Below are 23,655 nucleotides of genomic sequence, written 5' to 3' on the forward strand. Positions count from 1 at the left end.
AATGCCAGTTACGCGGTCTCTACCGTCGGAAAACTCTTGACCAGCTCGTCCAACTGCTTGAGTTGGGCCAGGAATGGCTCCAGCTTGTCCAGGCGCAGGGCGCATGGGCCATCACATTTGGCGTTGTCCGGGTCTGGGTGAGCTTCAAGGAACAGGCCCGCCAGGGACTGGCTCATGCCCGCCTTGGCCAGGTCCGTCACCTGGGCACGTCGCCCGCCAGCGGAGTCCGAGCGACCACCGGGCATTTGCAGCGCGTGGGTCACGTCGAAGAACACTGGGTATTCGAACTGTTTCATGATGCCGAAACCGAGCATGTCCACCACGAGGTTGTTATAGCCGAAGCTCGAACCCCGCTCGCACAGGATCAACTGGTCGTTACCGACTTCCACGCATTTGCTCAGGATGTGTTTCATCTCCTGAGGAGCGAGGAATTGGGCTTTCTTGATGTTGATCACCGCGCCGGTCTTGGCCATGGCGACCACGAGGTCGGTCTGGCGCGACAGGAAGGCCGGCAACTGGATGATGTCGCACACCTCGGCGACCACGGCAGCCTGCTCAGGCTCGTGGACGTCGGTGATGATCGGCACGCCGAAGGCTTGCTTGATGTCCTGGAAGATCCGCATGCCTTCTTCAAGGCCCGGGCCGCGATAGGAGGTCACGGACGAACGGTTGGCCTTGTCGAAGCTGGCCTTGAAGACGTAAGGGATACCCAGTTTCTGGGTGACCCGCACGTACTCCTCACACACCTGCATCGCCATGTCACGGCTTTCCAGCACGTTCATGCCGCCGAACAGCACCATGGGCTTGTCGTTGGCAATCTCGATGTCGCCTACGCGAATGATCTTCTGGGCCATCAGGTTTACGCCTTCTTCTGATGTTGCGTCAGTGCTGCTTTGACGAAACCACTGAACAACGGGTGACCGTCGCGCGGCGTCGAGGTGAACTCCGGGTGGAACTGGCAAGCCACGAACCAAGGATGATCCGGTGCCTCCACCACTTCAACCAGCTTGCCATCACCGGAGCGGCCGGAGATTTTCAGGCCAGCTTCTTTGATCTGCGGCAGCAGGTTGTTGTTCACTTCATAGCGGTGGCGGTGACGCTCGACGATCACATCCTTGCCGTAGCAGTCGTGTACCAGCGAGCCAGCTTCCAGCAGGCAATCCTGTGCACCCAGGCGCATGGTGCCGCCCAGGTCGGACGTTTCGGTACGGGTTTCAACGGCGCCAGTGGCGTCTTCCCACTCGGTGATCAGACCCACGACCGGATGGCCGCTGGTGTGATCGAACTCGGTGGAGTTGGCGTCTTTCCAGCCCAGCACGTTACGGGCGAACTCGATAACAGCCACTTGCATGCCCAGGCAGATACCCAGGTACGGCACCTTGTTTTCACGGGCGTACTGCACTGCGGTGATCTTGCCTTCCACGCCACGCAGGCCGAAACCGCCGGGAACGAGGATAGCGTCAACACCTTCGAGCAGCGCGGTGCCCTGGTTCTCGATGTCTTCGGAGTCGATGTAGCGCAGGTTGACCTTGGTACGGTTGCTGATACCGGCGTGGCTCATGGCTTCGATCAGCGACTTGTACGCGTCCAGCAGTTCCATGTACTTGCCGACCATGGCGATGGTGACTTCATGCTCAGGGTTGAGCTTGGCGTCGACAACCGCTTCCCACTCGGACAGGTCGGCGCCGCCGCACTGCAGGCCGAAACGCTCGACCACAAAATCATCCAGCCCCTGGGAATGCAGGATGCCCGGGATCTTGTAGATGGTGTCGGCGTCTTCCAGGGCAATCACCGCACGTTCTTCAACGTTGGTGAACTGCGCGATCTTGCGGCGCGAGGAAATGTCGATCGGATGATCGGAGCGGCATACCAGCACATCCGGCTGCAGGCCTATGGAACGCAGTTCCTTGACCGAATGCTGGGTAGGCTTGGTTTTGGTTTCGCCGGCAGTGGCGATGTACGGCACCAGTGTCAGGTGCATCAGCATCGCGCGCTTGGCGCCGACTTCGAAACGCAACTGGCGGATGGCTTCGAGGAACGGTTGGGACTCGATGTCACCCACGGTGCCACCGATCTCGACCATCGCCACGTCGGCATCGCCTGCACCCTTGATGATGCGGCGCTTGATTTCGTCGGTGATGTGCGGGATCACCTGGATGGTTGCACCCAGGTAGTCACCACGGCGCTCTTTGCGCAGCACGTGCTCGTAGACACGGCCGGTGGTGAAGTTGTTGTTTTGGGTCATGGTCGTGCGGATGAACCGCTCGTAGTGGCCCAGGTCCAGGTCGGTCTCGGCGCCGTCGTGGGTGACGAACACTTCACCGTGCTGGAACGGGCTCATGGTGCCCGGGTCAACGTTGATGTACGGGTCCAGCTTGAGCATGGTGACCTTAAGTCCCCGCGCCTCCAGGATGGCCGCCAATGAAGCGGAGGCAATGCCTTTCCCCAATGAAGAAACAACACCGCCCGTGACGAATATGTAGCGCGTCATGAAAAACCCTAGAAGTCTGCGTTAAAGCGGTCCGAGCCGCCGGGGAAAGCGAAGGAAGGCCGAAGCCCCCGATCACCTGCATTAATCACAGTGCACCTTTCAAAAAAACCGCCGCGTTGTGACAGACCAGCAATGAAGCACCGGTACGTTGATCGCTACACATTTTTTGGAATCGCCCAGCAAAGACTGCTTGGTAATCGGCAACGACTGCGATTCAGGCGAATCCACAGAAGTTGTATCAAGAAGGGAGCGTAGTCTACCGGAAAGGCGCTATCAGCTCAAACCTTGATCGCAGGTCTGTGGCAACCAATCCAATTGCACCTCACCCACCGACCTGGACCATGCCCCCGCAACGCTTGGCACAGCCAGCAATTGCTCGCCCCGATAGACCAGCGGCAATCTGCCACGGGCGAAGCCCGGCATGCCGCTTTCATTCAGCAGACGCTTGAGATCCCGCCGGCCTCGGCCCGCTACGTCGATGATTTCGCCACCCTGGCGATAACGCACCTGCAGCGGGCCTTCGGGGGCCTTGCCGACAAACCTCAGTTGACCATTGCCCGTTAACTCTAGTGGATCTTGCGGATCGAGCCAGCTCACCGATGCGTCGGAAAACTCCGACCATGTGGAGGGCAACCACCAAATGCGTTCACCGCTACGCTGCATTTGGCCGTCGGCCAGGCGCCACAGAGGCTGTGAGTCACACTTGGCATCGCGCAGGGCATGCCAACCGGCCCAGTGATCGCTGTCGGGTAAACGGGTCAGTGGCATGAGCCAATGCCGCAGGGCGTTACGCTGGCGGGCATCGGACAATTCACGCAATGGTTCAAGCGCCAGGGACTGCAGAGGCAACCAGGGAAACGCAGAAGGCTGATCGGCGCGCTGCAGATCCATCATCGCCAATTCGTCGAGCAGCCCTTGCGCCTCAGCCATGTGTTCAGCCGTGCGAGCCAAGTGGGTGATCGCCTGTGGCCAGCGTTTCGTCAGCGTGGGAAGTACGTGGTGACGCAGGTAATTGCGGGAAAACCGTGGATCAACGTTGGAGGGGTCGTCAATCCACTGCAACTGATGCTGATGGGCGTAGGCTTCCAGGTCGCTACGGGAAAATGCCAGCAACGGCCGCACCAAGCACCCCTGCGCCAAGGGGCGATGCTCAGGCATAGCCGCCAGCCCTCTTACACCGGCGCCACGCAGCAGGCGAAACAGCAGGGTTTCGGCTTGATCGTCGCGATGCTGGCCAGTGAAAAGCACCTCCCCCGCCCCCATGACCTGCATGAACGCTTGGTAGCGCGCCTCGCGGGCCGCACGTTCAAGGCTCGCACCCTGACTGACCTGCACGCGCATGACGCGCAAAGGTACGCCCAGGCTGTCGCAGACCGATTGGCAATGAGAGGGCCAAGCATCGGCAGCAGCTTGCAGGCCATGGTGGACATGGACGGCGCTGACAGGAGGCAGATTTTCGATTTTGGTCAATGAGGCCAGGAGGTGCAGCAGGACGGTGGAGTCGAGACCGCCGGAGAACGCGATATGCCAGGCCGGGGCGGTGCGCCAGGGGGCCAGGGTGTGCAGGAGTGTGGCCGGCAGGGTTGGTTTCATCACACGTCACCGCCGCAAAGCTTGAATACGTTCGTCAGCATACACAAAGCAAATGTGGGAGCCGGGCTTGCCCGCGATGCAGGCACCTCGGTGTATCAGTGATACCAAGGTGATGCTATCGCAGGCAAGCCAGCCCCCACACAAGCCGGCTACTACATTGGGTACAGCGTCGGCTTAGAGGCCGTAGCTCATCAGGCGCTCATAACGACGAGCCAGCAGCGCTTCGTTATCCAGCTTCTTGAGCATCGCCAGTTGCGACCCCAACTCGGCACGGATGGTCGCAGCAGCGGCAGCCGGATCACGGTGAGCGCCGCCCAGTGGCTCGGCGATGACCTTGTCCACGATACCCAGGCCTTTGAGGCGATCGGCGGTGATGCCCATGGCTTCGGCAGCGTCCGGCGCCTTTTCGGCGGTTTTCCACAGGATCGAGGCACAACCTTCCGGCGAGATCACCGCGTAGGTCGAGTACTGCAACATGTTCAATTGGTCGCAGACACCAATGGCCAGGGCACCGCCGGAACCACCTTCACCGATCACGGTGGCAATGATCGGGGTTTTCAGGCGCGCCATGACGCGCAGGTTCCAGGCAATCGCTTCGCTCTGGTTGCGCTCTTCGGCGTCGATACCCGGGTAGGCACCCGGCGTGTCGATGAAGGTCAGGATCGGCATCTTGAAGCGCTCGGCCATTTCCATCAGGCGGCACGCCTTGCGATAGCCTTCCGGGCGCGGCATACCGAAGTTGCGGCGTACTTTCTCGCGCACTTCACGGCCCTTCTGGTGACCGATCACCATCACCGGCTGGTCGTCCAGGCGAGCGATGCCGCCCACGATGGCTGCATCGTCCGAGAAGTGACGGTCGCCGTGCAACTCGTCGAACTCGGTGAAGATGTGTTCGATGTAGTCCAGGGTGTAGGGACGGCGCGGGTGGCGAGCCAGGCGCGCGATCTGCCAGCTGGTCAGCTTGCCGAAGATGTCTTCGGTGAGCGTGCTGCTCTTGTCTTGCAGGCGAGCGATTTCATCACCGATGTTCAGCGAATTGTCATTGCCGACCAGGCGCAGCTCTTCGATCTTGGCTTGCAGGTCAGCGATCGGCTGTTCGAAATCAAGAAAATTCGGGTTCATAAGCGTCCGTCTTGGGTCGACGGCCAAGGGGTGCCTGGCCAGCCGGTTGTCTATTCGCGCCCTACCTTAAGGGAGAGGCGCGTTTAGGTCGAGATTAAATGTTTAGTCGAGATCAGATCTATCTGACCGTCAACGGTATTGGAGGAAGACGTTGTCTCGCCCGAACTGGTCACGCAAAGCTTGAATCAAGCCATCAGCGGGATCAATTCGCCACGTCTCACCAAACTGCAACATGGCCTTGGCATCGCTGCCGGTGTACTCCATGGTCACCGGGCATGCGCCACGATGGCGTTTTAGCAGGTCACCCAACCAGCGTAGCTGATCGCCTTTAAGCGCTTCGGTCTTGACCTTCAGGCGCAGGCTTTCGGCCAGGTTGGTGCGGGCGTCTTCCATGCTCATCACGCGCTTGATGCGCAGGCGCAGGCCACCGGAGAAGTCATCATTGCTGACCTCCCCTTCCACCACCACCATGGCGTCGGTCTGCAACAGCGATTGGGCGGAGTGAAACGCGTCGGCAAACAATGACGCTTCGATGCGGCCCGAGCGGTCATCGAGGGTGATGAAGCCCATCTTGTCGCCCTTCTTATTTTTCATCACCCGCAGGGCGATGATCATACCGGCAACCGTCTGGGTATCCCGCGCCGGTTTCAGGTCAATGATGCGCTGGCGGGCAAAACGGCGGATTTCGCCTTCGTACTCATCAATCGGGTGGCCAGTGAGGTACAGGCCCAAGGTGTCTTTTTCACCCTTGAGGCGTTCCTTCAGAGTCAGCTCCTTGGCCTTGCGGTGATTCGCGTAGACATCCGCATCTTCTTCGACGAACAGCCCGCCAAACAGGTCGGCGTGGCCGCTGTCATGGGTACGGGCGGTCTGTTCGGCGGCCTTGATCGCCTCTTCCATGGCGGTCAGCAGCACCGCCCGGTTACGATCGATATTGGCCTGGTAAGCCTTCGGCTCATCATGAAAATACGGGCCAAGACGGTCGAGTGCGCCGCTACGGATCAGGCCATCGAGGGTACGCTTGTTGATGCGTTTGAGGTCAACGCGTGCGCAAAAGTCGAACAGGTCCTTGAACGGCCCGTCCTGACGCGCTTCGGTAATGGCCTCCACCGGGCCTTCGCCCACGCCTTTGATCGCGCCGAGGCCATAGATGATGCGGCCTTCGTCGTTCACCGTGAACTTGAACTCCGAAGCGTTCACGTCCGGGGCGTCGAGGCGCAGCTTCATGGTGCGCACTTCCTCGATCAAGGTCACGACCTTGTCGGTGTTGTGCATATCCGCCGAGAGTACCGCCGCCATGAACGGTGCCGGGTAGTGGGCTTTCAGCCAGGCGGTCTGGTACGACACCAGGCCATAGGCGGCGGAGTGGGATTTGTTGAAGCCATAACCGGCGAATTTTTCTACCAGGTCGAAGATGTTACCGGCCAGGTCGGCATCGATGTTGTTGGTGGCGCAACCTTCAATGAAACCGCCGCGCTGCTTGGCCATTTCCTCGGGCTTTTTCTTACCCATGGCGCGACGCAGCATGTCCGCACCGCCGAGGGTGTAGCCGGCCATCACCTGGGCGATCTGCATCACCTGTTCCTGGTACAGGATGATGCCGTAGGTCGGCGCCAGTACGGGCTTGAGGCCTTCATACTGATAGTCGGAATGCGGGTAAGCCAGCTCGGCGCGGCCGTGTTTACGGTTGATGAAGTCATCCACCATGCCCGATTGCAGCGGGCCCGGACGGAACAGGGCCACCAGTGCGATCAAGTCTTCCAGGCAGTCGGGCTTGAGCTTTTTGATCAGCTCCTTCATGCCCCGGGATTCAAGCTGGAACACTGCGGTGGTTTCGGCTTTTTGCAGCAGGCTGTACGTCGGCTTGTCGTCCAGCGGGATAAACGCGATATCCAGCGGTTCTTCGCCGACCTTGGCACGGTCGCGGTTGATGGTCTTGAGTGCCCAGTCGATGATCGTCAGGGTCCGCAGGCCGAGGAAGTCGAACTTCACCAGGCCGGCGGCCTCCACGTCGTCCTTGTCGAACTGGGTGACCAGGCCGTCGCCTTCTTCATCGCAATAGATCGGCGAAAAGTCGGTGAGCTTGGTCGGCGCAATAACCACGCCACCGGCGTGTTTACCGACGTTACGCACCACGCCTTCGAGCTTGCGCGCCATGTCCCAGATTTCGGCGGCTTCTTCATCGACCTTGATGAAGTCGCGCAGGATTTCTTCCTGCTCGTAGGCTTTTTCCAGGGTCATGCCGACTTCGAACGGGATCATCTTCGACAGGCGGTCCGCCAAACCGTAGGACTTGCCCTGCACCCGCGCCACGTCGCGGATTACCGCTTTGGCGGCCATGGAGCCGAAGGTGATGATCTGACTCACCGCGTTGCGACCATATTTTTCGGCCACGTACTCAATCACGCGGTCACGGCCATCCATGCAGAAGTCGACGTCGAAGTCGGGCATGGAAACCCGTTCCGGGTTCAGGAACCGTTCGAACAGCAGGTCATATTCAAGCGGGTCAAGGTCGGTGATCTTCTGTACGTAGGCCACCAGCGAGCCAGCACCTGACCCCCGGCCAGGGCCTACCGGTACACCGTTGTTTTTTGCCCACTGGATAAAGTCCATTACGATCAGGAAGTAACCGGGGAATCCCATCTGGATAATGATATCCAGCTCGAAATTCAACCGATCGACATACACCTGGCGCTTGGCTTCGTAGTCCTCGGTGGTGTCCTTGGGCAGCAGGACGCTGAGGCGTTCCTCCAGGCCATCGAACGACACTTTGCGGAAATACTCATCGATGGTCATGCCATCGGGTATCGGGAAGTTGGGCAGGAAGTGTTTGCCCAGCTTCACTTCGATGTTGCAGCGCTTGGCGATCTCAACGGAGTTTTCCAGGGCCTCGGGCAAGTCGCTGAACAGCTCCGCCATTTCCTCGGCGCTTTTGAGGTACTGCTCTTCGCTGTAGTTCTTGGAGCGGCGCGGGTCGTCCAGGGCCCGGCCTTCGCCGATGCACACGCGGGTTTCGTGGGCTTCGAAATCTTCTTTCTTGATAAAGCGCACATCATTGGTCGCCACCAGCGGCGCACCCAGCTTATCGGCCAGGGCTACGGCAGCGTGCAGATGCTCTTCATCGTTGGGGCGGTTGGTGCGCTGGACTTCCAGGTAGAACCGGCCTGGGAACACCTGCATCCACTCACGCGCCAGCACTTCGGCTTCCTGAGGGTTACCGCCCAGCAGCGCGATACCGATTTCGCCCTCTTTGGCCGCCGAGAGCATGATCAGGCCTTCGCTGGCTTCGGCCACCCACTCGCGCTCGATGATGATCGAGCCGTTGCGCTGACCATCGATAAAGCCACGGGAGATCAGTTCGGTGAGGTTGCGATAACCCACGCCGTTCATCGCCAGCAGGCTGATGCGGCTCAGGGGGTTATCCGGGTCTTTGTTGGACAGCCACAGATCCGCGCCGCAGATCGGCTTGATGCCGGCGCCCATGGCGTTCTTGTAGAACTTGACCAGGGAACACATGTTGTTCTGGTCGGTAACCGCGACCGCAGGCATGTTCATGCCCACCAGGGTTTTGACCAGCGGTTTGATCCGTACCAGGCCGTCGACCAGGGAGTACTCAGTGTGCAGGCGTAGATGAACGAATGAAGCCGGCATAGTGATCCTGTCTTGATACATGAAAACAACAAGGCCCGGATTGTACCGGGCCTGGGTAAAAACATCAGCCTTGCTGCTAAACCTCGATCAGACTTTCACGGGCCTCATAAGCCTGGCGCACCGGGGCAAACGAGCGGCGATGGATCGGGGTGGGGCCGAGCCGAGCCAGAGCTTCCAGATGAACGGGGGTCGGGTAGCCTTTATGGCCTCCAATGCCGTAGCCGGGATAGATCAATTCGAACGCGGCCATTTCACGGTCGCGACTGACCTTGGCCAGGATCGAAGCGGCGGCAATGGCGGGAACCTTGCTATCGCCCTTGACCACCGCTTCGGACGGCATTGTCAGTTTGGGGCAGCGGTTACCGTCGATCATCGCCATTTTCGGGGTGATGTGCAGCCCTTCCACAGCGCGCTGCATCGCCAGCATGGTGGCGTGCAGGATATTCAGCTCGTCGATTTCTTCGACTTCAGCCCGGGCGATATGCCAGCTCAGGGCTTTCTCACAGATCTCGTCATAGAGCTTTTCGCGACGGGCTTCGGTGAGCTTCTTCGAATCGTTGAGCCCCAGGATCGGGCGGTTCGGATCCAGGATCACTGCCGCCGTAACCACTGCGCCACAGAGTGGACCGCGCCCGACTTCGTCAACACCCGCCACCAGTTCGTGGGCTTGGGCAACGAGGCTGAAATCCAGGCCCATTTGCATGGTCATAAGGCTTCCTGTTTATGGCCGATCAAGGTCAACACGGCGTCGGCCGCCTGGTTCGAGGCATCACGGCGTAACGTGCGGTGAATATCGTCGAAACCACGGGTCTGCTCTTCGCCGCCGTCAATCAAGGGTAGTAGGGTTTGCGCAAGCGCTTCGGGCGTTGCATCGTCCTGCAACAACTCCGGGACCAGCAGGCGCTGGGCCAGCAGGTTGGGCAAGGAAATGTAAGGGCTCTTGACCATGCGCTTGAGGATCCAGAAGGTCAGTGGCGCCAGGCGATAGGCCACGACCATCGGCCGCTTGTACAGCAAGGCCTCAAGCGTGGCGGTGCCCGAGGCGATCAACACCGCATCGCAGGCTGCCAGGGCCAGGTGGGACTGGCCATCGAGCAGGGTCAACGGCAGGTTGCGACCTTCCAGCAGGGTTTCGATCTGTGCACGACGTTGTGGACTGGCGCAAGGCAGCACAAAGCGGATTCCCGGCTTTTGCACCTGAAGACGTTCGGCAGCATCAAAAAACAACGCACCCAAGCGCCCCACCTCACCGCCACGACTGCCTGGCATCAACGCAACCAAGGGGCCATCGGGCAAGCCCAGCTCGGCACGCGCAGCCGCACGATCAGCCTGCAAGGGAATGGCGTCAGCCAGGGTGTGGCCGACAAACCGCACCGGCACGCCCTTCTCCTCGTAGAACCGGGCTTCGAATGGCAGCAAGGTCAGCATCAGGTCGCAGCCTTCGCGGATTTTCAACACACGCTTCTGGCGCCACGCCCACACGGATGGGCTGACGTAATGCACGGTCTTGATCCCGGCCTGGCGCAACTTGAGTTCGATATTGAGCGTGAAGTCCGGCGCATCGATGCCGATAAAGACGTCAGGTTTTTCTTCGATCAGCGTCTTGATCAGCAGCTTGCGGCGAGCCAGCAGCTCACGCAGGCGCCCCAAGACTTCCACCAGCCCCATGACCGACAGGCGTTCCATGGGGAAGTAGGAGGTCAGGCCTTCGGCCTGCATCAACGGGCCACCGACGCCGATAAATTCCACCGCCGGATGCTGGGCCTTGAGCGCCCGCATCAAACCAGCACCCAGGATATCGCCGGAAGCTTCACCGGCCACGAGCGCAATACGCAGAGTGGCCATGATCAGCGGGTGATGCCGCGAGTCGAGGTCTGGATAGAATCACGGAATACCGCGACTTCAGGGAACTGCGTGGCAGGCTCGGCCAACTCGGCCAGGGCCTGCTCCACGGTCAACCCTTGGCGGTAAACCGTCTTGTAGGCACGGCGCAGGGCGTGGATGGCTTCTTCGCTGAAACCACGACGACGCATGCCTTCAAAATTCATGCTGCGGGCTTCGGCAGGATTGCCGAACACCGTCACGAATGCCGGGACATCCTTGCCGATGGCGGTGCCCATACCGGAAAAGCTGTGGGCGCCGATATGGCAGTATTGATGTACCAGGGTGAAGCCGGAAAGGATCGCCCAGTCATCAACGTGCACATGGCCTGCCAACGCAGTGTTGTTGACCAGGATGCAATGATTGCCGATCACGCTGTCATGGCCGATGTGCGCATAGGCCATGACCAGGTTGTGATCACCCAAGGTGGTTTCGGCGCGATCCTGCACGGTGCCACGGTGAATGGTGACGCCTTCACGGATAATATTGTGGTCACCGATGACCAGGCGTGTTTCTTCACCCTTGTACTTCATGTCCGGGGTGTCTTCGCCTACCGAGGAAAACTGGTAGATGCGATTGTGTTTGCCAATACGGGTCGGACCCTTGAGGATCACGTGCGGCCCGATGACAGTCCCCTCGCCGATTTCCACACCTGCGCCGACGATCGACCAAGGGCCGACCTCAACGTCGGCGGCCAGTACGGCCGACGGATCGATGATTGCGCGAGGGTCAATCAAACTCATAGTTTGCGTTCCGCACAGATGATCTCGGCAGAGCACACCGGCTTGCCATCTACCGAGGCCTGGCATTCGAACTTCCAGATCTGGCGTTTGCAACTGATGAACTTGGCTTCCAGGATCAACTGGTCACCCGGGGTGACCGGGTTGCGAAAACGCAGCTTGTCCGAACCCACGAAATAGTAAAGCGTGCCGTCGGCAGGCTTGAGGTCGAGCATTTTGAAACCAAGGATACCGGCAGCCTGGGCCATGGCTTCGATGATCAAAACACCTGGCATGATTGGATGCGCAGGAAAGTGACCATTGAAGAATGGTTCGTTGATGCTGACATTCTTGTAGGCACGAATGCGCTTTTCCTCGACGTTGAGGTCCACTACGCGGTCCACCAGCAGGAACGGGTAACGGTGAGGCAGGTATTCGCGAATCTCGTTGATGTCCATCATTTCGGGGGGAAGCCTGTAATAAAGATTGGGGGCGGGCGCACCAGGCGCACGCCCCGCTAGCAAATCAAGGAGGCCGTCTAGCGGCCGCGCACACTTGATATGGAAATGGTATCAGCCTTCTGATGAAGCATTACCGCCAGGGGTCACGTCCCCGACACGCTTTTCAAGCTGTTTGATACGTCGTGCCATGTCGTCGATCTTCCTCAAACGCGCAGCACTCTTGCGCCATTCGGCCGCAGGTTGCATCGCGGTACCGGACGAGTAGGCCCCTGGCTCTGTGATCGAGTGGGTCACCATGGTCATACCGGTGATGAAGACGTTGTCGCAAATATCGATATGTCCCACCAGCCCTACACCACCGGCGAGCATGCAATGCTTGCCGATCTTGGTGCTGCCGGAAATACCTACGCAGGCGGCCATGGCGGTGTGATCGCCAATCTGTACGTTGTGGGCGATCTGGATCTGGTTATCGAGCTTTACACCGTTACCGATCACAGTATCGGCCAGGGCCCCGCGATCCACGGCGGTGTTCACGCCGATCTCCACATCATCGCCGATCAATACGCCACCGACCTGGGCGATCTTGTGCCAGACACCTTTGGAGTTGGCAAAGCCAAAACCTTCGCCGCCGATAACAGCACCGGACTGAATGACCACACGCTGACCAATACGCACATCGTGGTAGAGGGTCACGCGGGGGGCCAGCCAACCATTGGCACCAATTTCACAGCGTGCACCGATAAAGCAGTGGGCACCCACGGTGACACCAGCACCAATACGCGCCCCGCTTTCGATCACAGCGAATGCACCGATGCTGGCGGCAGGGTCAACCTGGGCATCATCGGCGATCACGGCAGACGGGTGAATACCGCCGGCCGCCTTCGGCTTGGGATCGAACAGGTGCGACGCCTTGGCGTACGACAGGTACGGGTCGGCCACCACCAGCGCATCCCCGGTAAACCCTTCGGCGTCGGCGGCCTTCAGCAACACGGCTGCGGCCTGGCAGTCGACCAGGTATTTACGGTATTGAGGATTTGCGAGGAAGCTCAACTGAGCTGGGCCAGCCTCCTGCAAGGTGGCTAGCCCAGTGATTTCTTTCTCCTTGGAGCCACGCAAGGTGGCCCCCAGGAACTCGGCCAACTCGCCGAGTTTGATAGTCGCTGTCATGGTTTACTTCAGCTGGTTCATGCGCTCGATCACCTGGCGGGTGATGTCATATTGAGGCTTGACGTCGATCACGGCGCCACGCTCGAACACCAGGTCAAAGGCACCTTTCTTGATGACTTCTTCCACAGCGCTGTCCAACTTCGGCTTGAGCTGCTTGAGCATTTCGCGGTCGGCCACAGCCTTGGCTTCGTTCAGCTCCTTGGATTGGAACTGGTAGTCACGAGCCTTTTGCTTGAATTCAAGCTCCAGACGCTCGCGCTCGCCTTGCTGCATCTTGTCGCCACCGGCTACCAGGCGGTCCTGGATCCCCTTGGCGCTGCTTTCCAGGGTCTTGAGCTTGGTCAGCTGCGGACCGAATTTCTTCTCGGCATCCACGGCGTATCGCTTGGCCGCATCGGACTCCAGCAGGGCCATCTGATAGTTCAGGACCGCGATTTTCATTTCGGCGAAGGCCGGGGTGGTGACCAGCACAGTGGCCAGCAAGACCAATTGAGTCAACTTACGCACGATGTACTCCTACAGAATCCGTTGTCGTTATCTTAGGTCAGACGCTTAGAACGTCTGGCCGAGGGAGAATTGGAAAATCTGGGTTTCAGCGTTATCCGGTTTCTTGATCGGCATGGCCAGAGCAAAGCTCAACGGGCCCAGCGCAGTCACCCAGGTCACACCCACGCCCACGGAGCTCGCCAGGTTACTGAGGCTTACGTCGTTGCACTGAGTGTTGGACTTCAAGCCACTTGGGTTCTTGATCTGTTCGCACTTGGAGTCGAACACGTTACCCACGTCCCAGAAGACCGAAGTACGCAGGGAGCGCTGGTCCTTGACGAACGGCAGCGGGAACAGAATCTCCGCACCACCCTGGATCAGCACGTTACCACCGAATGGCAGCGGGTCGTTGTCCGAGTCAGCGACAGTGCCCTGGTTACCGGTCTGAGCAAAACCGCGGCTCGGCGTACCACGCGGACCCAGAGTGCTGTCCTTGAAGCCACGTACCGAGTTGAAACCACCTGCATAGTAGTTTTCATAGAACGGCAAGCCATTGGTCGAACCATAACCGTCGCCATAGCCCAACTCTGTGTGCAGGCGCATGGTGTAGTTATCGCTCAACGGCTGGAACAACTGGCCGCGGTAGTCGAGCTTGAAGAACGACAGGTCGCTGCCCGGCGTGGTGACTTCCGCGGTCAGGCTCTGGGAGTGGCCGCGGGTTGCCAGTACGCCTTTGTTCAGGGTCGACTCGGACCAGCCGGCAGACGCCTTGAAGTTCAGGAACTTGTCGCCTTCACGGCGGGTGAAGTCGAAGATTTCGTCCACGGTATAAATACCGGTCTTGATCTCATCCTGCTGGGCGGTAAGGCCGAAGGTCAGGCGCGAAGTCTCGCTGATCGGGTAACCCACGTTGACACCGGCACCCAGGCTGTCGATCGCATAGCTTGCAACGTCAACATCGAGGTCTTTGTAGTCGGTGGTGCGGTAGAAGGCGTTGTAGCCCAGGCTCACACCGTCTGCAGTCCAGTAGGGGTCGGTATAGCCGAAGTTGTATCGGCTCTGGTATTCGCTGCGGGTCAGGCCGATGGACACACGGTTACCGGTACCCAGGAAGTTGTTCTGCGTGATGGAACCACCCAGGATCAAACCGGCACTCTGGGCGAAACCGACGCTGGCGGTGATCGAACCCGAGGCTTGTTCTTCAACGGCGTAGTTCACATCAACCTGGTCATCCACACCCGGTACGGCCGGGGTTTCGACGTTGACTTCCTTGAAGAAGCCCAGGCGCTCGAGACGGGTCTTGGACTGGTCGATCAGGTAGGTCGAAGCCCAGCCACCTTCCATCTGACGCATTTCACGACGCAGCACTTCGTCCGCAGACTTGGTGTTGCCACGGAAGTTGATACGGTTGACGTAGGCACGCTTGCCCGGATCGACGACGAAGGTGATGTCCACGGTATGGTCTTCATCATTCGGGGTCGGCACGCCGTTGACGTTGGCGAAGGTATAGCCTTCGTTACCCAGGCGGCGGGTGATCAGTTCTGAGGTGGTGGTCATCAGCTTGCGCGAGAACACCTGGTCCTTCTGCACGAGCAGCAGGGACTTGACCTGGTCTTCAGGCACTTTCAGGTCGCCGCTGAGCTTGACGTCACGAACCTTGTACTTCTCGCCTTCGTTGACGTTGACGGTGATATAGACGTGTTTCTTGTCCGGGGTGATGGACACCTGGGTCGAAGCGATGTCCATGTTGATGTAGCCACGGTCCAGGTAGTAGGAGCGCAGGCGTTCCAGGTCACCGGAGAGCTTTTCACGGGCGTACTTGTCATCGTTCTTGAAGAACGACAACCAGTTGGTGGTCTTGAGTTCGAACAGGTCGACCAGGTCTTCATCAGGGAACTTGGTGTTGCCCACGACGTTGATGTGCTGGATGGCGGCCACGGTACCTTCGTTGATGTTGACCTTCAGGCCCACACGGTTACGAGGCTGGGGGATCACTTCGGTTTCCACGGTCGCGGAGTAGCGGCCCTGGGCAACGTACTGGCGTTGCAACTCGTTACGCACACCCTCAAGGGTTGCGCGCTGGAAGATCTCGCCCTCGGCCAGGCCCGATTGCTTAAGGCCCTTCATCAGGTCTTCAGTGGAGATGGCCTTGTTACCTTCGATCGCGATACTGGCGACGGAAGGTCGCTCGACGACCGTTATGACCAGGACGTTGCCTTCGCGACCCAGTTGGATATCTTGAAAGAACCCGGTTTTGAACAGCGCACGAGTGGATTCCACCAGGCGACGATCATCCGCCTGTTCCCCGACGTTCAACGGCAAGGCACCAAAGACGCTACCCGCGGAGACCCGCTGGAGGCCATTGACGCGAATATCGGAGATGGTGAAGGACTCGGCGTGAACTTCGGCGATCATCAATACGGTGAGAACCGCAGTTAGCAGCAGACGTTTCATGAAGTCCTTTCTTATTCCAACTGGCAATAAACAAACTGCCGCAAAATGCGGCAGATTCGCAATTCAGCGAAGCGTTACAGACGTCCCAGATCGTTGACCAGGGCTAACAACATCACCCCGACCACCAAACTGATACCAATCTGTATCCCCCAACCCTGCACCCGATCCGACAAGGGGCGACCACGCACCCACTCGACCAGATAAAACAGCAGATGCCCCCCATCCAATACTGGAATGGGCAGCAAATTCAGAACCCCAAGGCTAATACTCAGATAAGCCAGGAAATTCAGGAAATCCGCGACACCCGACTGGGCAGAAGCGCCCGCCACTTTAGCAATGGTTATCGGTCCACTCAAGTTTTTTACCGAGAGCTCACCGAACAACATTTTCTTGAGGGATTCGAGGGTCAGCACGCTCATGGTCCAGGTGCGTTTCGCGCCCTCTGCAATCGCTGCCAAAGGCCCGTAGCTGACCTCTCGCACCATCGATGGCGGCCATTCGACACCTTTGACCCCTGCCCCCAGGTAGCCCCCGGCCGCCTTGGCTTCGCCTCGCACCGACAGGGTCACGGGGACGTCGATTTGAGCACCCTCGCGCTCAACTTTCAGCACAATTTTGGTATCAGGGCGCACACGCACCAGGTCGACCACCTGCTGCCAGTCATCCAGCGCCTGGCCATCAAGGGCCAACAGGCGATCACCGGTTTTCAGGCCAGCAGCCTGGGCCGGCCCCTTTGGATCAAGCTCGGCCAGCACCGGCGGCAAAGCCGGGCGCCAAGGGCGGATCCCCAGGGATTTGATCGGATCGGGCTCATCGGCGCCCTTGAGCCAATGGTCCAGCGCCAATGCCCGCGGGGTTTCGGCGCTGGAGTCCTGGTTACGCACCACCACATTGACGGTGCCGCTTTCACCCAGGCGACGCACCAACTGCAAATTGACCGCGCCCCACCCTGTGGTGGGTTCGCCATCAATGGATACAATTTCCTGCCCTGCCGTCAGGCCCGCCTTGGCCGCGATGCTGTCGGCTTCGACCGCGCCAATGACCGGGCGCACCTGCTGGCTGCCCAGCATGGCCAAGACCCAGAAGAACACCATCGCCAACAGGAAGTTGGCGATCGGTCCCGCCGCGACAATCGCAATACGCTGACGAACGGTCTTGCGATTGAAGGATTGGTCCAGCTGGTCTGCAGGCACTTCGCCTTCGCGCTCATCGAGCATCTTGACATAGCCGCCCAACGGGATAGCAGCAATGACAAACTCAGTGCCGCGGCGATCATGCCAGCGCAACAACGGCATGCCGAAACCGACGGAAAAGCGCAATACCTTGACGCCGCAACGACGCGCCACCCAGAAGTGGCCGAATTCGTGGAAGGTCACCAACACACCCAGAGCAACCAGGGTGCCGACAATCATGTAGAGCGCACTCATCTAATTTCTCCGCACTTCAATCCAATGCCTGAAGACTCAAACCTGCCCGCGGCCTAACCCGCATTGCGATCCAACCATTGCCCGGCCAGGGCTCGGGCCTTGGTGTCGGCCTCGAACACCGCCTCCAGATCATTCACTGCCACTACCGGCTCAAGCGCCAGGACGTCCTCGATGATACTCGCGATCTGCGGAAAGCGGATGCGCCGCTCAAGAAACGCCGCCACGGCCACTTCGTTGGCCGCGTTAAGCATCGCCGGGGCACTGTTACCCGCCTCGGCCGCTTGCCGCGCCAGGCGCAAACAAGGGAAACGCTGCTCGTCAGGGGCTTCGAAGTCCAGGCGCGCGATTGCAAACAAGTCCAACGGTGCTACGCCGGAATCAATCCGCTCAGGCCACGCCAAGGCGTTGGCGATCGGTGTACGCATGTCCGGGTTACCCAACTGCGCCAACACCGAGCCATCCACGTAATCGACCAGGGAATGGATCACACTTTGTGGGTGAATGACCACCTCAACCTGGTCAGGCCGTGCATCGAACAGCCAGCATGCCTCGATCAACTCCAGGCCTTTGTTCATCATGCTCGCCGAATCCACAGAGATTTTGCGCCCCATGGACCAGTTCGGATGGGCACATGCCTGATCGGGAGACACATGCTCGAGCTCGGCCGACGGAGTCTGGCGGAATGGCCCGCCAGATGCCGTCAGCAGAATCCGGCGCACGCCGACCTGGCTCAAGCCGCGGGCAAAATCACCGGGCATGCACTGAAAGATGGCGTTGTGCTCGCTGTCCAGAGGCAGCAGCACCGCGCCGCTCTTACGCACCGCTTGCATAAAGAGTGCGCCGGACATGACCAACGCTTCTTTGTTGGCCAGCAGGATTTTCTTGCCAGCATCGACTGCCGCCAAGGTCGGGCGCAAACCGGCTGCACCGACAATCGCCGCCACGACGGTATCCACGTCCGCATCGGCCGAGACCTGGCACAACCCTGCCTCGCCGACCAATACCTGAGTAGCCAGCCCGGCAGCCCGCAGATCCTCCTGCAGATTACGAGCCGCAGCCGCCTCAGGCACCACGGCAAAGCGCGGCGAGTGACGCACGCACAAGGCCAGCAACTCGCGCAAACGCGTGAAGCCGGTCAGGGCGAAAACTTGATAGCGATCGGGGTGACGCGCTATGACGTCAAGGGTACTGAGCCCGACCGAGCCGGTCGCGCCCAGCACCGTAACCTGCTGCAGGCGGCTCACGAAGCGATCATCCACAACAGCACGGCAAAAATAGGCAGCGCAGCGGTGAGGCTGTCGATACGGTCAAGCACACCGCCATGACCAGGCAACAGGTTACTGCTGTCCTTGATGCCCGCCTGGCGTTTGAACATGCTCTCGGTAAGGTCGCCCACCACCGAGATGAAGACGACAATAGCCGTCCCCAGCAAGGCCAGAAGCACCTCCTTTACCGACCAGTCACGCACCACACCGACCACCAGGGTGATCAGCAGCGTCAAGGCCAGGCCGCCGTATACACCTTCCCAGCTCTTGCCGGGACTTACGGCCGGGGCCAGCTTGCGTTTGCCAAAAGCTCTACCCGAGAAGTAGGCACCAATGTCGGCACCCCATACCAACACCATCACAGCCAGGATCAATTCGTTGCCCAGCGGGTAACGCTTGATCTCCACCAGCCCTTGCCAGGCCGGCAAGAGGATCGCCAGGCCAATCACCAGCTTGCAGGCCACGCTGGACCACTGGCCACTGGTGCGCGGATAGGTGAGCACCAGGAAAGTCGCCAACGCCCACCACAACACTGCAGCCCCCAGCACCCAGGGCGCGATGTCCGGCAGGATGTACATGAAGAACAACAACAGCGCGACCAAGGCGGCATAGGCCACACGCGGCAACTGGTTGACGAAGCCTGCCAGGCGCGCCCACTCCCACGCACCAAGGGTCACAACCAGGCCGATGAACAGCGCGAAGCCGGAACCGTCGAGCAGGAAAAAACCGCACAAGGCAATCGGCAGCAGGATCAGCGCCGTGATGATTCGTTGTTTAAGCATTTAAACCCGGGCTCCAGCTTCGATCTGCTCGCTCGTTTTACCGAAGCGACGCTGACGGGAAGCGAAATCAGCCAGTGCATTACGCATGGCATCGTGTTTGAAGTCCGGCCAGAACAGGTCGGAGAAGTACAGCTCGGTGTAGGCCAGCTGCCACAGCAGGAAATTGCTGATGCGATGCTCGCCACCGGTACGAATGCACAAGTCCGGCAACGGCAGGTCGCCGGTCACCAGGCAGGTTTGCAACAGTTCGGGCGTGATGTCGTCCGGGCGCAGATGGCCGGCCTGCACTTCGCGGGCCAGCCGCTGTGCAGCCTGGGCAATATCCCACTGACCACCGTAGTTGGCTGCGATCTGCAACACAAAACGGTTACTGCCGGCAGTGATGGCCTCGGCTTCGCGCATGGCAGCTTGCAGCTCCGGATGGAACCGCGAGCGATCACCAATGATACGCAGACTGATGTTGTTGTCGTTGAGGCGCTTGGCCTCACGACGCAGAGCCTTGAAGAACAGGTCCATCAAGGCACTGACTTCATCGGCGGGTCGCTGCCAGTTCTCACTTGAGAACGCGAACAAGGTCAATACTTCGACCTTGGCCTCGGCGCACACCTCAATCACCGCCCTTACCGCGTCAACACCCGCTTTATGCCCGGCAACACCCGGCATAAAGCGTTTTTTCGCCCAGCGATTATTCCCATCCATGATGATCGCGACATGGCGCGGCACCACGGAGGGCACAGTCTGCTTGGTCTTTTCCATGAAGGCGTCCTGACCCCTTATACGGCCATCAGGTCCTTTTCTTTTTCTTCGGTCGCCTTGGTAATCTGGGCTTCGGCGTCCTTGGTCAGCTTGTCGATATCCGCGACGGCACGGCGCTCTTCGTCTTCGCTGATTTCCTTGTCCTTGACCAGCTTCTTCAGGTCGCCCAACGCATCGCGGCGGATGTTACGCACGGCAACGCGCGCATCTTCAGCGGCACTGCGCGCCTGCTTGGTGAAGCCCTTGCGGGTTTCTTCGGTCAGGGCTGGCATGGAGATCAGCAACAACTCGCCCAGGTTGGTCGGGTTGAGGTTCAGGCCGGCGCTCTGAATAGCCTTGTCGACAGCCGCGAGCATGTTGCGCTCGAAGGCAACAACTTGCAGGGTACGCGAATCCTTCACGGTCACGTTGGCCACACCGCTCAGCGGGGTGTCGGAACCGTAGTAAGGCACCATCACGCTGCCCAGGATGCTTGGGTGCGCCTTGCCTGTACGGATCTGGCCAAAGGCGTGACTCAAGGATTCCAGGGATTTCTGCATACGCGCCTGGGCGTCTTTCTTGATTTCGTTGATCATTGTTGGCCTTCCTCGATCAGAGTCCCTTCTGCGCCGCCGTGTACGATATTCAGCAGGGCGCCGGGCTTGTTCATGTTAAATACGCGCAGCGGCATTTTGTGGTCGCGGCACAGGCAGATAGCGGTCAGGTCCATGACACCCAGCTTGCGATCCAGAACTTCATCGTAGGTCAGATGATCGAACTTCTCGGCATGCGGGTCTTTGAATGGGTCTGCAGTGTATACGCCATCCACCTTGGTCGCCTTCAACACCACGTCGGCATCGATTTCGATAGCACGCAGGCATGCGGCCGAGTCGGTGGTGAAGAACGGGTTACCTGTGCCAGCGGCAAAGATCACCACTTCCTTGGAGTTCAGGTGGCGCATGGCTTTGCGGCGATCATAATGATCGGTCACGCCAACCATTGAAATTGCCGACATCACGATGGCCGAGATGTTGGCGCGCTCCAGGGCGTCGCGCATGGCGAGGGCGTTCATCACAGTGGCCAGCATGCCCATGTGGTCGCCGGTAACCCGGTCCATACCGGCCGCACTCAGTGCCGCACCACGGAACAGGTTGCCACCACCAATCACCAGGCCGACCTGCACGCCGATACCGACCAACTGGCCGACTTCCAGCGCCATGCGGTCAAGCACCTTGGGATCGATCCCGAACTCTTCCGAGCCCATCAGGGCCTCGCCGCTGAGCTTGAGTAGAATGCGTTTATAGCGAGCCTGATAACCACTGCCCTGCTGAGCCATTGCGAATCTCTCCTGCGGCGTATTTTTTAAAAATTCTTGGCGAGCCGTTTTACGGCTTGCGTTCACTCTAGCTGGACGCTGTCACAGCGCCATCGGAACACGGCTTTGTAAGCCAGTTCCGAGAGGAAACCAAATAAAATTGGCCTTCCCATTTGAAAAGAGGCTGCGCGCGTGAGCGGGCAGCCTCTTTCGGCGACAGTTTGGAACTGTCTTATTGCTTGGCGGCAGCCAGCTGGGCAGCAACTTCTTCAGCGAAGTTGTCGACCGGCTTCTCGATGCCTTCGCCTACTTTGAAGTAAGTGAAGGAAACGATTTCAGCACCGGCTTTCTTGGCCAGTTCGCCAACCTTGATTTCAGGGTTCTTGACGAACGCCTGCTCAACCAGGCTTGCTTCGGCCAGGAACTTGCTGATACGGCCTTTGACCATGTTCTCAACAATATTTTCTGGCTTGCCTTTGATTTTTTCTTCGTTCAGCTGCAGGAACACAGCTTTTTCACGCTCGATCGCTTCGGCCGAAACTTCCGAAGGCAGCAGGAACTCAGGGTTGCTTGCAGCAACGTGCATCGCGATGTCTTTGGCCAGCTCAACGTCGCCGCCTTTCAGAACAACTGCAACACCGATTTTGTTGCCGTGCAGGTAGCCACCAACTACATCACCTTCAACGCGAACCAGGCGACGGATGTTGACGTTTTCGCCAACCTTGCCGACCAGTACCAGGCGAGCTGCTTCTTGAGCTTCGATCAGAGGCTCAACAGTGGTCAGCTTGTCAGCGAAAGCTTTTTCGACGCTGGCAGCAACGAATGTCTTGAAGTCATCCTGCAGAGCCAGGAAGTCGGTCTGGGAGTTCACTTCCAGCAGAACGGCGGATTTGCCGTCTTCTTTCAGAGCGATAGCGCCTTCAGCAGCCACGTTGCCTGCTTTCTTGGCAGCCTTGATGGCGCCGGAAGCACGCATGTCATCAATGGCTTTTTCGATGTCGCCGCCGGCCTTGGTCAAGGCCTTTTTGCAATCCATCATGCCTTCGCCAGTACGCTCACGCAGTTCTTTAACCAACGCTGCAGTAATCTCTGCCATTTCAAAATCCTCTTGGATAGGTTTTCAACCATTCCACCCGATCAAACGGGCGATCAATTCTTCCCGAATCTCCGTTGTAGGCCGCTGCACGTTACAAATAATGTAGCTGCGCTGCCGACAAATGGTTTTCGAGGTGGCAAAAAGGGGGCCAAGCCCCCTTTTTGCTTACTGAGTCAACGCCAGGGCGTCAGTTACTCAGCGGCAGCTACCGGAGCTTCTTCAACGAACTGCTCGGTACCGCCAGCAACGTGGTTGCGGCCACGGATTACAGCGTCAGCCATCGAACCCATGTACAGCTGGATAGCGCGGATTGCGTCATCGTTGCCTGGGATGATGTAGTCAACGCCTTCCGGGCTGCTGTTGGTATCGACTACGCCGATAACCGGGATGCCCAGCTTGTTGGCTTCGGTGATCGCGATGCGCTCGTGATCAACGTCGATAACGAACAGTGCGTCAGGCAGACCGCCCATGTCCTTGATACCACCCAGGGAACGATCGAGCTTTTCCAGGTCACGGGAGCGCATCAGCGCTTCTTTCTTGGTCAGCTTGGCGAAAGTACCGTCTTCGGCTTGTACTTCAAGGTCACGCAGACGCTTGATGGAAGCACGGATGGTTTTGAAGTTGGTCAGCATGCCGCCCAACCAGCGGTGATCGACGTACGGAGAACCGCAACGTGCTGCTTCTTCAGCAACGATCTTGCCAGCGGAACGCTTGGTGCCGACGAACAGGATCTTGTTTTTGCCCTGGGCCAGACGCTCTACGAAAGTCAGCGCTTCGTTGAACATTGGCAGGGTTTTTTCAAGGTTGATAATGTGAATCTTGTTACGCGCGCCGAAAATGTACTTACCCATTTTCGGGTTCCAGTAACGGGTCTGGTGACCGAAGTGCACACCGGCCTTCAGCATATCGCGCATGTTGACTTGGGACATGATAGTTCCTTAATAAGTCGGGTTTGGCCTCCACGTATCCCAATGACCAACCAGCGGCATCAAGGCCTCCGGCACCCAGGT

General features: G+C 59.0%; 20 protein-coding genes. All 20 read right to left on the reverse strand.

Annotation, left to right across the window (positions count from 1 at the left end; translation table 11 throughout):
• Positions 1-8: 8 nt before the first annotated feature.
• Positions 9-854 (reverse strand): 3-deoxy-8-phosphooctulonate synthase, encoded by an 846-nt coding sequence (gene kdsA / locus AC07S6_RS16660; protein ID WP_495112646.1) that lies wholly within the window; start codon positions 852-854, stop codon positions 9-11.
• A gap of 5 nt (positions 855-859) precedes the next feature.
• On the reverse strand, positions 860-2,491 hold the full coding sequence (gene pyrG, locus AC07S6_RS16665) for a CTP synthase (RefSeq protein ID WP_034126838.1): 1,632 nt from the start codon (positions 2,489-2,491) through the stop codon (positions 860-862).
• A 273-nt stretch (positions 2,492-2,764) separates the two neighbouring features.
• Positions 2,765-4,084: a tRNA lysidine(34) synthetase TilS gene (gene tilS, locus AC07S6_RS16670; protein WP_495112647.1), complete on the reverse strand. Its 1,320-nt coding sequence runs from the start codon at positions 4,082-4,084 to the stop codon at positions 2,765-2,767.
• A gap of 174 nt (positions 4,085-4,258) precedes the next feature.
• The gene (locus AC07S6_RS16675) at positions 4,259-5,206 is read right to left on the reverse strand and encodes an acetyl-CoA carboxylase carboxyltransferase subunit alpha (RefSeq protein ID WP_003189182.1); all 948 of its coding nucleotides are present in this window, start codon (positions 5,204-5,206) and stop codon (positions 4,259-4,261) included.
• A 129-nt stretch (positions 5,207-5,335) separates the two neighbouring features.
• A complete protein-coding gene (gene dnaE / locus AC07S6_RS16680; RefSeq protein ID WP_003189180.1) occupies positions 5,336-8,857 on the reverse strand; it encodes a DNA polymerase III subunit alpha in 3,522 nt (1,173 codons plus the stop codon).
• 76 nt (positions 8,858-8,933) lie between these two features.
• Positions 8,934-9,560 carry a ribonuclease HII gene (gene rnhB, locus AC07S6_RS16685; RefSeq protein ID WP_161793220.1) on the reverse strand — a complete coding sequence of 209 codons (627 nt, stop codon included), beginning with the start codon at positions 9,558-9,560 and terminating at the stop codon, positions 8,934-8,936.
• 2 nt (positions 9,561-9,562) lie between these two features.
• Positions 9,563-10,702 (reverse strand): lipid-A-disaccharide synthase, encoded by a 1,140-nt coding sequence (gene lpxB, locus AC07S6_RS16690; RefSeq protein WP_197882191.1) that lies wholly within the window; start codon positions 10,700-10,702, stop codon positions 9,563-9,565.
• A 2-nt stretch (positions 10,703-10,704) separates the two neighbouring features.
• Positions 10,705-11,481 (reverse strand): acyl-ACP--UDP-N-acetylglucosamine O-acyltransferase, encoded by a 777-nt coding sequence (gene lpxA / locus AC07S6_RS16695; protein ID WP_032893181.1) that lies wholly within the window; start codon positions 11,479-11,481, stop codon positions 10,705-10,707.
• Positions 11,478-11,918 carry a 3-hydroxyacyl-ACP dehydratase FabZ gene (gene fabZ / locus AC07S6_RS16700; protein ID WP_003172281.1) on the reverse strand — a complete coding sequence of 147 codons (441 nt, stop codon included), beginning with the start codon at positions 11,916-11,918 and terminating at the stop codon, positions 11,478-11,480. Before fabZ ends, lpxA begins: the two co-directional genes overlap by 4 nt.
• A gap of 111 nt (positions 11,919-12,029) precedes the next feature.
• Positions 12,030-13,085 carry a UDP-3-O-(3-hydroxymyristoyl)glucosamine N-acyltransferase gene (lpxD, locus tag AC07S6_RS16705; protein WP_197882190.1) on the reverse strand — a complete coding sequence of 352 codons (1,056 nt, stop codon included), beginning with the start codon at positions 13,083-13,085 and terminating at the stop codon, positions 12,030-12,032.
• A gap of 3 nt (positions 13,086-13,088) precedes the next feature.
• Complete coding sequence (locus AC07S6_RS16710; RefSeq protein WP_003189173.1) at positions 13,089-13,592, reverse strand: OmpH/Skp family outer membrane protein; 504 nt, start codon at positions 13,590-13,592, stop codon at positions 13,089-13,091.
• Positions 13,593-13,637: 45 nt separating this feature from the next.
• On the reverse strand, positions 13,638-16,025 hold the full coding sequence (bamA, locus tag AC07S6_RS16715) for an outer membrane protein assembly factor BamA (protein WP_054917864.1): 2,388 nt from the start codon (positions 16,023-16,025) through the stop codon (positions 13,638-13,640).
• A gap of 74 nt (positions 16,026-16,099) precedes the next feature.
• Positions 16,100-17,452 carry a sigma E protease regulator RseP gene (rseP, locus tag AC07S6_RS16720; RefSeq protein WP_197882188.1) on the reverse strand — a complete coding sequence of 451 codons (1,353 nt, stop codon included), beginning with the start codon at positions 17,450-17,452 and terminating at the stop codon, positions 16,100-16,102.
• Positions 17,453-17,505: 53 nt separating this feature from the next.
• Positions 17,506-18,696 (reverse strand): 1-deoxy-D-xylulose-5-phosphate reductoisomerase, encoded by a 1,191-nt coding sequence (ispC, locus tag AC07S6_RS16725; protein ID WP_197882187.1) that lies wholly within the window; start codon positions 18,694-18,696, stop codon positions 17,506-17,508.
• Positions 18,693-19,499 carry a phosphatidate cytidylyltransferase gene (locus tag AC07S6_RS16730; RefSeq protein ID WP_070415440.1) on the reverse strand — a complete coding sequence of 269 codons (807 nt, stop codon included), beginning with the start codon at positions 19,497-19,499 and terminating at the stop codon, positions 18,693-18,695. Before AC07S6_RS16730 ends, ispC begins: the two co-directional genes overlap by 4 nt.
• Positions 19,500-20,255: a polyprenyl diphosphate synthase gene (uppS, locus tag AC07S6_RS16735; RefSeq protein ID WP_005785713.1), complete on the reverse strand. Its 756-nt coding sequence runs from the start codon at positions 20,253-20,255 to the stop codon at positions 19,500-19,502.
• 17 nt (positions 20,256-20,272) lie between these two features.
• Complete coding sequence (gene frr, locus AC07S6_RS16740) at positions 20,273-20,830, reverse strand: ribosome recycling factor (RefSeq protein ID WP_003189163.1); 558 nt, start codon at positions 20,828-20,830, stop codon at positions 20,273-20,275.
• Entirely contained in the window at positions 20,827-21,570 is a 744-nt protein-coding gene (gene pyrH / locus AC07S6_RS16745; RefSeq protein WP_003189161.1) for a UMP kinase, read from the reverse strand. Before pyrH ends, frr begins: the two co-directional genes overlap by 4 nt.
• A 211-nt stretch (positions 21,571-21,781) precedes the next feature.
• On the reverse strand, positions 21,782-22,645 hold the full coding sequence (tsf, locus tag AC07S6_RS16750; RefSeq protein ID WP_490613672.1) for a translation elongation factor Ts: 864 nt from the start codon (positions 22,643-22,645) through the stop codon (positions 21,782-21,784).
• A gap of 191 nt (positions 22,646-22,836) precedes the next feature.
• Positions 22,837-23,574, reverse strand: a complete 738-nt coding sequence (gene rpsB, locus AC07S6_RS16755) for a 30S ribosomal protein S2 (RefSeq protein ID WP_003189158.1) — start codon at positions 23,572-23,574, stop codon at positions 22,837-22,839.
• Between the last annotated feature and the right edge of the window lie 81 nt (positions 23,575-23,655).

It is taken from the genome of Pseudomonas sp. GW821-FHT07B01 (assembly GCF_059419065.1).

What these genes read in the sequence shown, in the direction of transcription:
- kdsA (WP_495112646.1), bottom strand. Translation starts at nt 854, where the DNA reads ATGGCCCAGAAGATCATTCGCGTAGGCGACATCGAGATTGCCAACGAC.
- pyrG (WP_034126838.1), bottom strand. Translation starts at nt 2,491, where the DNA reads ATGACGCGCTACATATTCGTCACGGGCGGTGTTGTTTCTTCATTGGGG.
- tilS (WP_495112647.1), bottom strand. Translation starts at nt 4,084, where the DNA reads ATGAAACCAACCCTGCCGGCCACACTCCTGCACACCCTGGCCCCCTGG.
- AC07S6_RS16675 (WP_003189182.1), bottom strand. Translation starts at nt 5,206, where the DNA reads ATGAACCCGAATTTTCTTGATTTCGAACAGCCGATCGCTGACCTGCAA.
- dnaE (WP_003189180.1), bottom strand. Translation starts at nt 8,857, where the DNA reads ATGCCGGCTTCATTCGTTCATCTACGCCTGCACACTGAGTACTCCCTG.
- rnhB (WP_161793220.1), bottom strand. Translation starts at nt 9,560, where the DNA reads ATGCAAATGGGCCTGGATTTCAGCCTCGTTGCCCAAGCCCACGAACTG.
- lpxB (WP_197882191.1), bottom strand. Translation starts at nt 10,702, where the DNA reads ATGGCCACTCTGCGTATTGCGCTCGTGGCCGGTGAAGCTTCCGGCGAT.
- lpxA (WP_032893181.1), bottom strand. Translation starts at nt 11,481, where the DNA reads ATGAGTTTGATTGACCCTCGCGCAATCATCGATCCGTCGGCCGTACTG.
- fabZ (WP_003172281.1), bottom strand. Translation starts at nt 11,918, where the DNA reads ATGATGGACATCAACGAGATTCGCGAATACCTGCCTCACCGTTACCCG.
- lpxD (WP_197882190.1), bottom strand. Translation starts at nt 13,085, where the DNA reads ATGACAGCGACTATCAAACTCGGCGAGTTGGCCGAGTTCCTGGGGGCC.
- bamA (WP_054917864.1), bottom strand. Translation starts at nt 16,025, where the DNA reads ATGAAACGTCTGCTGCTAACTGCGGTTCTCACCGTATTGATGATCGCC.
- rseP (WP_197882188.1), bottom strand. Translation starts at nt 17,452, where the DNA reads ATGAGTGCGCTCTACATGATTGTCGGCACCCTGGTTGCTCTGGGTGTG.
- AC07S6_RS16730 (WP_070415440.1), bottom strand. Translation starts at nt 19,499, where the DNA reads ATGCTTAAACAACGAATCATCACGGCGCTGATCCTGCTGCCGATTGCC.
- uppS (WP_005785713.1), bottom strand. Translation starts at nt 20,255, where the DNA reads ATGGAAAAGACCAAGCAGACTGTGCCCTCCGTGGTGCCGCGCCATGTC.
- frr (WP_003189163.1), bottom strand. Translation starts at nt 20,830, where the DNA reads ATGATCAACGAAATCAAGAAAGACGCCCAGGCGCGTATGCAGAAATCC.
- pyrH (WP_003189161.1), bottom strand. Translation starts at nt 21,570, where the DNA reads ATGGCTCAGCAGGGCAGTGGTTATCAGGCTCGCTATAAACGCATTCTA.
- tsf (WP_490613672.1), bottom strand. Translation starts at nt 22,645, where the DNA reads ATGGCAGAGATTACTGCAGCGTTGGTTAAAGAACTGCGTGAGCGTACT.
- rpsB (WP_003189158.1), bottom strand. Translation starts at nt 23,574, where the DNA reads ATGTCCCAAGTCAACATGCGCGATATGCTGAAGGCCGGTGTGCACTTC.